Origin of the sequence: Bacteroides sp. MSK.20.12, from assembly GCF_019052435.1 — a bacterium.
Classification (GTDB): domain Bacteria; phylum Bacteroidota; class Bacteroidia; order Bacteroidales; family Bacteroidaceae; genus Bacteroides; species Bacteroides xylanisolvens.
Map to the genome: position 1 here is coordinate 1 of NZ_JAHQVH010000030.1, position 12,367 is coordinate 12,367.

Annotated in this window: 8 protein-coding genes and 1 pseudogene; 8 read left to right on the top strand and 1 reads right to left on the bottom strand. The window is 41.2% G+C overall.

The window, feature by feature from the left end:
• The first annotated feature begins 288 nt into the window (after nucleotides 1-288).
• The 6 genes and pseudogenes from aroA (at nucleotide 289) to KTR06_RS15785 (ending at nucleotide 9,873) form a co-directional block, all read left to right on the top strand.
• The gene (aroA, locus tag KTR06_RS15760; RefSeq protein ID WP_371745220.1) at nucleotides 289-1,518 is read left to right on the top strand and encodes a 3-phosphoshikimate 1-carboxyvinyltransferase; all 1,230 of its coding nucleotides are present in this window, start codon (nucleotides 289-291) and stop codon (nucleotides 1,516-1,518) included.
• A gap of 12 nt (nucleotides 1,519-1,530) precedes the next feature.
• Nucleotides 1,531-2,100 carry a Crp/Fnr family transcriptional regulator gene (locus tag KTR06_RS15765; RefSeq protein WP_004306591.1) on the top strand — a complete coding sequence of 190 codons (570 nt, stop codon included), beginning with the start codon at nucleotides 1,531-1,533 and terminating at the stop codon, nucleotides 2,098-2,100.
• A gap of 74 nt (nucleotides 2,101-2,174) precedes the next feature.
• Complete coding sequence (locus tag KTR06_RS15770) at nucleotides 2,175-2,891, top strand: SDR family NAD(P)-dependent oxidoreductase (protein ID WP_015531366.1); 717 nt, start codon at nucleotides 2,175-2,177, stop codon at nucleotides 2,889-2,891.
• 628 nt (nucleotides 2,892-3,519) lie between these two features.
• A pseudogene (locus KTR06_RS15775) lies at nucleotides 3,520-6,751 on the top strand (SusC/RagA family TonB-linked outer membrane protein).
• Nucleotides 6,752-6,764: 13 nt separating this feature from the next.
• Nucleotides 6,765-8,777, top strand: a complete 2,013-nt coding sequence (locus KTR06_RS15780; RefSeq protein WP_120067876.1) for a RagB/SusD family nutrient uptake outer membrane protein — start codon at nucleotides 6,765-6,767, stop codon at nucleotides 8,775-8,777.
• A gap of 346 nt (nucleotides 8,778-9,123) precedes the next feature.
• A complete protein-coding gene (locus tag KTR06_RS15785; protein WP_004299279.1) occupies nucleotides 9,124-9,873 on the top strand; it encodes an N-acetyltransferase in 750 nt (249 codons plus the stop codon).
• A gap of 56 nt (nucleotides 9,874-9,929) precedes the next feature.
• On the opposite strand, the gene KTR06_RS15790 is transcribed toward KTR06_RS15785, so the two are convergent.
• Complete coding sequence (locus KTR06_RS15790; protein WP_061447771.1) at nucleotides 9,930-10,928, bottom strand: M28 family metallopeptidase; 999 nt, start codon at nucleotides 10,926-10,928, stop codon at nucleotides 9,930-9,932.
• Between the two features lie 172 nt (nucleotides 10,929-11,100).
• Between KTR06_RS15790 and KTR06_RS15795 the strand changes: the two genes are divergently transcribed.
• Both KTR06_RS15795 and KTR06_RS15800 read left to right on the top strand, forming a co-directional pair.
• Entirely contained in the window at nucleotides 11,101-11,544 is a 444-nt protein-coding gene (locus KTR06_RS15795; protein ID WP_120067874.1) for a phospholipase, read from the top strand.
• 4 nt (nucleotides 11,545-11,548) lie between these two features.
• Complete coding sequence (locus KTR06_RS15800) at nucleotides 11,549-12,358, top strand: metal ABC transporter permease (protein ID WP_120067918.1); 810 nt, start codon at nucleotides 11,549-11,551, stop codon at nucleotides 12,356-12,358.
• Nucleotides 12,359-12,367: the final 9 nt, after the last annotated feature.

The window sequence follows — 12,367 nt, forward strand, 5'->3', positions numbered from 1 at the left end:
CTTAATGATGTGGTGTCTTTAAAGTTACTAAAAAGCAAACATATCTACAACTTTTTATAGGATTAAGAAAGAAGAAGAGGAAAACCATCGAAATAAAAAAGAGATTACCACCAAATTTGACGAAGAACCTAAAATTTCTTTCCATACAAATCATTGTTAATGGTAAAAAGAATAAATAAGAAGATACAGATATTGACTCAACTCCCTAGCCAAGAGTCAAAACCAGTTGGAAGTCTCCGAATAAATCTCTACTTTTGTACACCATAACAAAGAATAGATCAAGAAATGATGCTCTATAAACTCATCCCTCCTTCAGTAGTAACAGCAACTATCCAGTTGCCGGCTTCTAAAAGTATCAGTAATCGTGCATTAATCATCAATGCGCTGGGCAAAGGTATTTATCCTCCTGAAAACCTGTCCGATTGTGACGATACACAGGTGATGATAAAAGCTCTCACCGAAGGGAAAGAGACGATTGACATCATGGCTGCGGGCACTGCTATGCGTTTCCTTACCGCCTATTTAAGTGTGACCCCGGGGGAACGGACAATCACAGGAACAGCCCGTATGCAGCAACGTCCGATACAGATATTAGTCAATGCGCTTCGGGAATTAGGAGCTGAAATAGAGTATACCCGCAATGAAGGATATCCTCCCCTCCGCATCAAAGGTGCAGAATTGAAAGGAAACGAAATAACACTGAAAGGAAATGTCAGTTCCCAATATATATCTGCTCTATTGATGATAGGTCCGGCACTCAAAGACGGTTTGACTTTGCATTTAAGCGGTGAGATAATTTCCCGTCCTTATATCAATCTTACATTGCAACTGATGCAGGACTTTGGAGCCAAAGCCGCATGGACTTCTCCCAGTAGCATTTCCGTTGCTCCACAACTCTATCAGAGCATTCCTTTCAAAGTGGAAAATGACTGGAGCGCAGCTTCCTATTGGTATCAGATTGCCGCCTTATCTCCCAAAGCAGAAATTGAATTATTGGGGTTGTTTCATAACAGTTATCAGGGAGATAGCCGGGGAGCAGAAGTTTTCTCACGCTTAGGTATAACTACCGAATTTACATCGCAAGGTGTGAAACTGAAAAAAACAGGCAAAGCGCCGGAAAGACTGGAAGAAGACTTTGTCGACATTCCGGATTTGGCACAGACATTCGTTGTTACCTGTGCCTTGCTGAATATCCCTTTCCGTTTCACCGGATTACAAAGCCTGAAAATAAAAGAGACTGACCGTATTGCCGCCCTGCGAGCCGAGCTTAAAAAGCTGGGATATGTGATCGAGGAAGAAAATGACAGTATATTAATGTGGAACGGCGAACGATGTGAACCGGAAGAAACTCCGGTGATTGAAACCTATGAAGACCATCGGATGGCAATGGCATTTGCACCGGCAATTATCCGCCATCCCAATTTACTTATTGCCGATCCGCAAGTCGTTACCAAATCATATCCCGGATACTGGGAAGATTTGAAACAGGCCGGATTTCAGGTTATAAACGAAGGCTAATTTTCATACGCTGTGGAAGATTTCAACAAATATACTTCCCACATCAACTACTCCCCTATTGTAGATTTTGTATTACAACAGGGGAAGCAGACCTATTATAAGAAAGGAGACTACTTTTCCCGCCAGGGAGAAGTATGCAAAACAATGGGGTTCGTCAGTTCCGGTTCTTTCCGGTACTGTTGCACCAACAGTGTAGGCGAAAACAGCATTGTAGGCTATACTTTCGATCATTCTTTTGTTGGCAACTATCCGGCTTTTCAGTTACAGGACAAATCAAATGTAGATATACAAGCCTTGTGTGACTGCTCGGTATACGTAATCAATTATCAGCAAATGGCAGACTTCTACGATACCAACGACGCTCACCAAAAATTGGGGCGTCGCATCGCAGAAACGTTATTGTGGGAAGTCTACGACCGGATGATTTCAATGTACAGCCTGACACCGGAAGAACGCTATCTTGAAATTATCAACCGTTGTCCCGACTTACTGAAACTGATAACTTTAAAAGAACTGGCTTCCTATCTTCTGATTCGTCCCGAAACATTAAGTCGTATCCGAAGAAAAGTCGTACAAAAATAAATTCTTGATTTCAATCAAGAGTTTATTTATTCCCTACCCTTACTTTTGCGGGCAAACAAAGTATATTGTATTTCATGAAAAAAATTATAATTATAGGTGCAACTTCCGGCATCGGTCGCGGATTGGCAGAAGTCTATTCTCAAGAAGATTATCTTATCGGCATTACCGGTCGCAGGGAAAATCTATTAGAAGAGGTATGCGCCCGGGACAAAGACAAACTATTCTATCAAGTGTGCGACATCACCGATACACAAGCTACCATTTCATCCCTCAAAACTCTCACTCAAAAGATGGGTGGAATGGATATATTGATTATCTGTGCCGGGACCGGAGAACTAAATCCCGAACTCTCCTACCAATTGGAAGAACCTACCTTACTAACGAACGTGATAGGATTCACCAACATCGCAGACTGGGGTTTCCGATATTTCGAACAGCAAAAAAGCGGGCATCTGGTTACTATTTCCTCTGTTGGAGGTACACGCGGCAGTGGCATCGCTCCCGCCTACAATGCGTCGAAAGCCTATCAAATCAACTATATGGAAGGATTACGACAAAAAGCAACTAAATCTCCTTATTCTATTTACACTACCGATATTCGTCCCGGATTTGTAGACACCGCTATGGCAAAAGGAGAAGGATTGTTTTGGGTTACTCCCGTTGATAAAGCTGTGAAACAAATTAAAAAGGCTATTTCTAAAAAGAAAAAAGTAGCTTTCATTTCCAAAAGATGGAGATATGTAACTATCCTGTTTCGTCTGTTGCCATCTGCTATTTATTGCCGGATGTAATGATAGATACTCCATAGCCAACACATATTTGTCTAAGTAAATCTAATAAAAAAACACCTGCCCCAACTGTTTATACAGATATTGGTATCTACCAAATTCTAGTTATGTATATAAGTCTATACGGGAATCATATTAATGATAATAGCTAACTCACAAATAAACAGCTCTCTTACAATTGGAGGACACTTTTAGGGTTCAGTAATCAATGATGAAAAAATAAGTTCTTTCAGAACTAGGATGGTTTATAAAATTAGAATTAACGGCACAAATATATAATATATTTTAATACATAGCATGTATTTTCAAAAATAATATCAAATTCTCATTCATTTTTTCTTTTTAAGAATACCCAAAGCCGTATTTTATCTTCATATTGAAATGAAACTACTTGTTTATTTCATCATCCTTGTTATTTCATCTAACACAAACAGGTACGAAATAGATATAAAATGGGTATAAAACAAGTAGAAAAGATCGCTTAAAAGATGACTCTTTTTTTGAATTTAAGGCTTTGAATCCAACGTTTTACGCACGGAATAAGTTCTGAAAGAACTTATTAAAAGTAATTCCGGATTCTAGGAAAAACTCTAAATTCAATGCTATGTTAAAACAACTAAAGTCAGTTAGTATGTTGTTGTTCCTACTGACAATGTCAGTAGAAGCAGCTTATCCGGAAACTGGTGAAAGCACTCTAAAAGTTTCCGTTGTACAACAGGGTACTACTTGTAAGGGTGTAGTAAAAGATGCAGCAGGTGAAACCATCATCGGTGCATCCGTCGTAGCCAAAGGTACGACGAACGGTACAATCACCGGAATCAACGGTGACTTCTCTTTAAACAATGTAAAAACCGGAGATATTATTGTAGTCTCTTTTGTTGGTTATCAGACTCAAGAAATCAAATTCACAGGACAATCATTGAATATCATCCTTAAAGACAATACACAAACATTGGATGAAGTTGTTGTGGTTGCTTTTGGTACACAAAAGAAAGTGAATGTCAGGATCTGTATCTACGGTAGGAGCAAAAGAAATTTCGGCACGTCCCGTTAACTCTACCATAGAAGCTTTGCAAGGTATGGTTCCGGGTATGAATATCTCTACTGGTGATGGTGGTGGCTCCTTAGGTTCAGACAAAAAATTCAATATTCGTGGTGTTGGAACAATTGGAGCTGGTTCAAAGGTAGAACCATTGGTGCTCATTGACGGTATGGAGGGAGACATGAACGCCATCAATCCACAGGATATTGAGAATATTTCTGTACTGAAAGATGCAGCCGCTTCCTCCATTTATGGCTCGCGGGCACCAGGTGGAGTCATCCTGATTACAACAAAGAAAGGTAAATCGGGAAAAACGGTAGTTAACTATAATAACAACTTCCGTTTTGTATCTCCCTTGAATATGCCTGAAATGGCGGATTCATACAATTTTGCTCTGGCAGTCAATGACCAGTTAACTAATGGTGGACAGACTCCCATGTATAGCGCCACCAAACTTCAACAAATTCTGGATTTTCAGGCAGGAAAAAGCACACAATATATGTGGCCGACCGATGCGGGAAGATGGAATTCATTCGATGATCCCCAACGGCAAGACGTGATGCCTACCGGCAATACCGACTGGTTAAAAACGTTATTTGGCAATAGCTTTACCCACGAGCATTCATTGAGCGTAAATGGTGGAACGGATAAAATACAATATTATCTTTCTGCGAATTATCTGGACCAAGGAGGTCTCTTGAAGTTTGGAGATGATAACAAACAACGCTACTCCTTTACTGCAAAAATCAATGCGGACTTAACCAAATGGTTGAAAATAAGTTATAGTATGCGTTTTAACCGGACGGATTATGAAGCTCCTTCATTTGCCGGAGGCGATATCAAAAGTAATGTATTCTATTTCGATGTATGTCGCTACTGGCCTGTCATTCCGGTAGTAGACCCAAACGGATTCTATACTGTCGAATCCAAGATTTACCAATTAACAGAAGGAGGCCGATATAAATCACAAAAAGACGTGATGGCACACCAGCTTGCTTTCATCGTGGAACCCATCAAAGACTGGAAAATTAACGTAGAATTGAACTACCGTTCCAACTATAATTTCGACCATACCGATTATCAAACCGTTTATGGTTATGATGTGAGTAAAAATCCCTACATTATTGCCAATCAAACTTCCAGCGTTACAGAATATGCTTATAAGAGTAATTTCTTCAATCCGAACATCTTTACCGAATACGGCAAATCATTAGAAAGCGGGCACAACTTTAAAGTGATGCTGGGTTTTCAGAGCGAACTATTCAAACAACGTGATATTACCGCTTCCCAAGACGGTATCATGTCGGAAGTGGCTACCTTGAACACCACGCAGACAAATGCACAAAACAGAGGAGGGTACTCCGAATGGGCTACAGCCGGCTTCTTCGGACGTGTTAATTACGACTACAAAGGACGTTATCTGGCTGAAGTAAATATGAGATATGACGGCACTTCACGTTTCCTTCGAGATAACCGCTGGAATCTATTCCCATCATTCTCCTTAGGATGGAACATGGCCCGTGAAGCATTTTTTGAAGATCTGACCGATTTAATCAGCACATTCAAGATACGTGGTTCATGGGGTGAATTGGGCAACCAAAACACAGATAACTGGTATCCATTCTATCGAACTATTGATATTAACAAAGACCAATGGGGCAATTACGCACTAGGCAGTTGGCTGGTAAATGGCGTAAAACCAAATATTTCCAAAGAATCCGCGCTGGTATCTTCCTTACTGACATGGGAAAAGACACAAACACTGGATTTAGGTTTCGACTTATCTATGCTCAACAATCGTTTGAATGTAACATTCGACTATTTCCAGCGTAAATCTAAAAACATGGTAGGCCCCGCCCCCGAACTACCCAATCTCTTAGGCATTGCCGTTCCCAAAGTAAACAACCTCGATATGACTTCCAAAGGTTGGGAAATACAGGTGAACTGGCGCGACCAGATACGCGACTTTAAGTATGGAGTTACCTTATCTTTGTCAGACAATCAAGTGGTTATTGATAAATACCCCAATCCGTCAAACACAATTTTAGATAAAGACAATAATAATACGTATTATGCAGGCGCTCACGTAGGTGATATATGGGGATTCCAAACAATCGGCATCGCAAAGACCGATCAAGAGATGAAAGATCATTTGGCCGGTATGCCCAATGGCGCACAGGATGTACTCGGTTCCGGCTGGGGAGCAGGTGACATCATGTATGCGGATTTGAACGGTGACGGCCAGATCAGCAGAGGTAACAAAACACTGGCTGATCATGGTGATTTGAAGAAAATAGGCAACAGTACACCACGCTACAACTTTGGTTTGAATCTGGATGCCGCCTGGAAAGGGTTCGACCTTAAATTATTTTTCCAAGGAACGATGAAACGTGATTATATGCCGGGGAGTGGTTCTACAATGTTCTGGGGAGCAGTAGGCTACTGGCAAACCAACTTTTTCAAACCTCATCTGGACTATTTCCGCGGAGAAGATACGACTAATCCGCTAGGAGCTAACCTGGGTGGTTATTATCCGCGTCCTCTCGAGAATGATAGAAACCGTAATCCACAGACCCGATATTTGCAAAATGCGGCTTACTGCCGTCTGAAAAACGTTACTTTAGGTTATACATTACCTAAATCTTTGACAGAAAAATTCTGCGTAAACAATCTGCGATTCTTTGTTTCAGCAGAGAATTTATTTACTATTACCAGTCTGGCCGATACGTTTGACCCCGAAACTGTTGGCATCGGTAACTGGGACGGATGTACCTATCCGCTATCCAAGACTGTATCATTCGGTTTAAGTGCAACATTTTAAATGATAAACGATTATGAAAAAACATATTAAACTTTTGACAATAGGAACATTGCTATTGGGCGGACTGACCGGTTGCAATGATTTTCTCGACAGGGAACCACTGGATAAAGTAATTCCCGAAAAATATTTTGCATCCGAAAGTGATCTGGCTGCATACACAATCAATGCTTACCCATTTGAAACAGTGACCGATGCGTATGGCATCAATTTCTTCGGCAAAGATAATGATACTGATAACCAAGCCAGTGGTGACTCACCGGCCTTCTGGATACCCGGGCAAAAGAAGGTGCCGTCTGGTGAAGGCGAATGGGACTGGAGCAAAATACGAACCTGCAACTATTTCTTTGATAATACTTTACCGAAATTCGAAGCAGGCACTATTACCGGCAATCAGGATAATGTGAAGCATTATATCGGAGAAATGTACGTGATCCGGGCATACAATTATTATAAATTATTGGTTTCTTTAGGAGATCTACCTATTATCACTACTGCATTGCCCGACATAGAAGAGACTTTGGTGGAATCCAGCAAGCGCCAGCCGCGTAATAAGGTGGCACGCTTCATTCTGGACGATTTGCAAAAAGCAACAGAATTGTTGCTTGATAAAAGTCCCGGTGGCAAGAATCGCATCAGCAAAAACGTAGCTCACTTGCTACGTGCACGCGTTGCCCTCTTCGAAGCAACTTGGGAAAAGTATCACAAAGGAACAGCTTTTGTACCCGGTGGAAAAGGATGGCCGGGTAATCCCGCAGATGTAAGCGGTTTTAATAGTGATGCAGAAGTGGCTTATTTTCTTGATGAAGCAATGAAGTCATCAAAAGTGGTAGGCGACTATATCGTCGGAAAACTGGCAGACAATACCGATACCCCCGAAGGTATGAACGCCAGTCTGGTTTCCATCAATCCTTACTACACCATGTTCTGCGATGAAAACATGGAAGGATATGATGAAATACTGATGTGGAAACAGTTCAAGGAAGGATTGGTAACCAGCAACTTGCAAATGGAGTTGGCACGCAATGGCGGTGGTTCCGGATGGACTCGTGGCATGGTCAATTCGTTCCTGATGCGCAATGGACTTCCCATCTATGCAGCCGGTTCCGGTTATAATCCCGATTGGGAGAAAGAAGGAGTAAATTCCACTTTACAGAATCGTGATTCACGCATTGTTATCTTTACCAAAAAGCCGGGTGATGCCAACACCGAAAATAAAGGTGATGTGAATTATTACGGTGATGACGGAACTCCCAGTTATTGCTCAATCCGTTTCATTTATGGCGATAAAGGAAGTTTGGCAACAACCGGATTCATCATCAAAAAAGGCAAACACTACTCCAGTCACATGGCAAATGACCATAGTGCGGGAACATCAGGTGGTATTGTTTTCCGTGCGGCAGAAGCCATGTTGATTTACATGGAAGCTTCGTATGAAAAAAATGATAGAATCGACGGAACAGCCGACGGATATTGGAAAGCTTTACGCCGACGCGCCAAAGTGGACGAAGACTATAATAAGACAATCGCTGCAACACAGATGAGCGAAGAGGCTAAAGGCGATTTCGGTGCTTATTCTCATGGCCAATTGATAGACGCGACGTTATATAATATCCGCCGTGAACGCCGTAACGAACTTTGTGCAGAAGCTTTGCGCTGGGAAGACTTGAAACGCTGGCGTGCATGCGACCAGTTAATATCCAAACCTTACCGTGTAGAAGGTATGCTATACTGGGGAAGCAACTATGAAACGCAACTGGCAGATTTATGTAAAGTAGATCCGGCAGAAGGTAATATGTCCTCACCTGATTTAAGTAAATATATTCTTCCATACGAAAAAATCACGAAGAATAATCTGATTGCCGGGCAGAAGGGATTCCTCTTTACACCTGCTCATTATCTGAATCCGATAGGTATGGCTGTATTTCGTCAGACAGCCTCGGATAAGAATGATTTTACAAGTTCAGTCGTTTATCAGAACCCGGGATGGAAGATTGAAGGCGACACTGGCGCACAACCTGTAGAATAATAAAAAGATAAAAGAACAACTCTTTGAGTTTACAAATATATCGACCTTAATATTATATATCTGTTATCTTTTTATTTTTATAAACTTCATTGTCTCGCTCCAGATTAGGTAGAACTGCGGTCAATCTAATCCTAAGTTAGGCAATGAAGTTTTACATTCGCATGAGTTCTCGTTCAACATCCTCTGTAGATGTATAAAAAGTCTTTGTGATTTCCATAGTCACCCAACAGAGATTATCCGCAAAATTCACTACATTTGTATTTGCTTATCTGTCAACCGGGCTAATCAAGTATTACAATTACTACACTATCCGATTGATAATATCTAACTTGAAACAAAGGTGTATATGAATACTGACTTTACAAACTTAACAACAGAAAATCTTTCTAATGAGCATTTATGCTGCATCATCCGCAGCAAAAAGTCTCATCCTGGTATTGAAGCAAAACGGCAATGGCTTTCCGACCGGCTGAATGAAGGCCATGTCTTTAGAAAGTTAAACGCCAAAGCTACTGTTTTTATTGAATATGCCCCTCTTGAAACAGCTTGGGTTCCCGTCATCGGCGACAACTATTATTATCTGTATTGTTTATGGGTGCTAGGTAGCCCCCGAGGAAACGGATATGGGAAAGCATTAATAGAGTACTGTATAGCTGATGCCAAAGAAAAAGGTAGATCCGGCATTTGTATGCTTGGGGCAAAAAAACAGAAGAGCTGGCTTTCCGACCAATCATTTGCAAAGAAATTTGGTTTTGAGGTGGTTGACACTACTGATAACGGATATGAATTGCTTGCTCTTTCTTTCGACGGAACAGTACCGCAATTTGCGCCAAATGCCAAAAATCTGAAAATAGAAAGTGAGGAACTGACGATTTATTATGATATGCAATGCCCCTACATCTATAAATACATTGAAATGATCAAACAATATTGTGAAACAAATGATGTCCCTGTTTCTTTTATTCAAGTAGATACGCTACAGAAAGCAAAAGAGTTACCGTGTGTTTTTAATAATTTTGCTGTATTTTATAAAGGAAGTTTTGAGACTGTGAATTTGCCACCTATCGACTATTTAAAAAGAATACTCAAAAAATAAGGAATACAATCCTGACTTTTCCCGCTAATTATCAGGATTGTATTTTATCTGCTTCATTAAAAAGACTTCTCATTTGCCATCTTCCACATATTGAGAAAAGAGGCTTTGGTGATTTCTACGACCTTATCCCAATTCAATCGGTCGGCATGATCGGAAGGCTGGTGATAATCAGGATGCCCGTCCGTATGATACCAGATGATCGGAATACCTACTTTGGCAAACGAACCGTTATCACTTCCTCCTATCGGATTTTCCCAGGCGCGGTAATCCGGTTCCAATTGCAAACCGTATTTTCTGATATCCTCTTTCAACCAATCCCCAAAGACCGGATGGGCGGCTGTGTAGAAATAAACGACTTGTTTGGGTTGTTGAGGTTTGTTGTTACGACCAATCATGTCAAAGTTCAGATAGCCTTTGATTTGAGATAGGAAAGGACAAGTTTGTACAAAATATTTAGAGCCTAGCAGTCCTTTTTCTTCTCCATCCCAAAAAGCAAAGATTACATTTCTTTCGGGTTGCTGTCCACTGGCTAAAAAGGCTCTTGCAATTTGCAGCACTGCCGATACACCGGAAGCATTATCGTCAGCACCATTGTATATTTGGTCGCCATCAAGTACAGGATCAATACCTAAATGGTCGAAATGAGCCCCCACAATCACATATTCTTTGGTATTTTTACCGGGAATCATTCCCAATACATTCCTCATGGTAAGCTTCTGATGAACTTCCTGTTTCAGTTTTGCTATGGAATCAGGATGTACTTCCAGACGTCCTTTTTTCTGACGTTCTTTACGGTAAGCATCAAAAGGCTGGAAATAGCTGTCAGCCAAAGGCGATACTCCCATCCATTGCAACAAAGAAACAATATATTCCGAAGTCACACGCGAACCGTGAAACCCCGCCTCACGCCCTTGCAATTCATCACTAGCCAAAAAATTGATAGTAGCTTCGGCAGAGGAACGGTTGATTGTATTCAAGGCCCTCTCAATAGGAGATTGGGCAAAAGTAATGTTTCCAACCAACAGTAACGCTAATAGTAAATAATCTCTCTTCATTGTACTTCAAATATCTTAAGTCATTTTCATTGATTGGTGAAATTTAATTCACCCGCCAATGTTTATTTTGTAGGTAACATACAAAAGTACGAAAGAAATAGATAGCATACATGATAGAATGCAAATTTATAAGTAACTTTGCACAAAATTGATTGGTAACTGTTATATTGTCATGTGGATACTTATTATAAGTCTGGTGTTGCTGGGTGTCATTGCGCTGATAGCCGGAATTATCCGCAACAAAAGACTGCAAAAGAAAATAGAAAAGGGCGAACTGGACCGTATGCCGGAAGTGAAGGAAGTAGATGTGGAATGCTGCGGACAACACGAAGTATGCGAACGGGATAGCCTGCTGGCAGCTGTCAGCAAAAAAATAGAATATTACGATGACGAAGAACTGGATCAGTTCATTGGCAGGGCAGGAGATGCGTATACAGAAGAAGAAACAGAAATGTTTCGGGATGTATTGTATACGACACTGGATGTAGAAGTGGCCGGATGGATACGTAGCCTTCAGCTCCGTGGCATTGAATTACCGGATGATCTCAAAGACGAAGTTTTTCTGATTATCGGAGAAAGAAGAAACGTAGAAGTAAAAAAGGCAGATGACAGGTGATGTGATGGATTTACTACAATATACATTCTTTCAACACGCCCTATTGGGAAGTCTGCTGGCAAGCATTGCCTGTGGGATTATCGGTACATATATCGTAACCCGCCGCCTGGTATTTATCAGCGGAGGAATCACTCATGCTTCTTTCGGAGGGATCGGATTAGGATTGTTTGCCGGAATTTCCCCGATACTCTCGGCAGCCGTTTTCTCGGTATTATCGGCTTTTGGTGTCGAGTGGCTTAGCAGACGGAAAGATATGCGCGAAGATTCTGCCATTGCAGTATTCTGGACGTTAGGGATGGCACTCGGAATTATGTTCAGCTTCCTGTCGCCGGGATTTGCGCCTGACCTGTCGGCTTACCTCTTTGGCAATATCCTGACCATCAACCAAATCGATTTATGGATGCTCGGCATATTGGCACTAATACTGACCGGATTCTTTTATCTGTTTATCCGCCCTATCCTATATATTGCTTTTGACCGTGAGTTTGCACGTTCGCAAAAGATTCCGGTAGAGATATTTGAATATGTGTTGATGATGTTCATTGCGCTGACAATTGTAGCCTGCCTGCGAATGGTAGGCATCGTATTGGCCATTTCTCTTCTCACCATTCCACAGATGACAGCCAACTTGTTCACCTATAGTTTCAAGAAGATTATCTGGTTATCAATCGGCATCGGTTTCTTGGGCTGCTTGGGTGGATTATTTATTTCTTATCACTGGAAAGTCCCTTCGGGAGCTTCCATCATATTCTTCTCTATCCTGATTTACGCTGTTTGTAAAATCGGAAAGAGTTGTTGCAGGAAAAAGTCATAATAATAGATA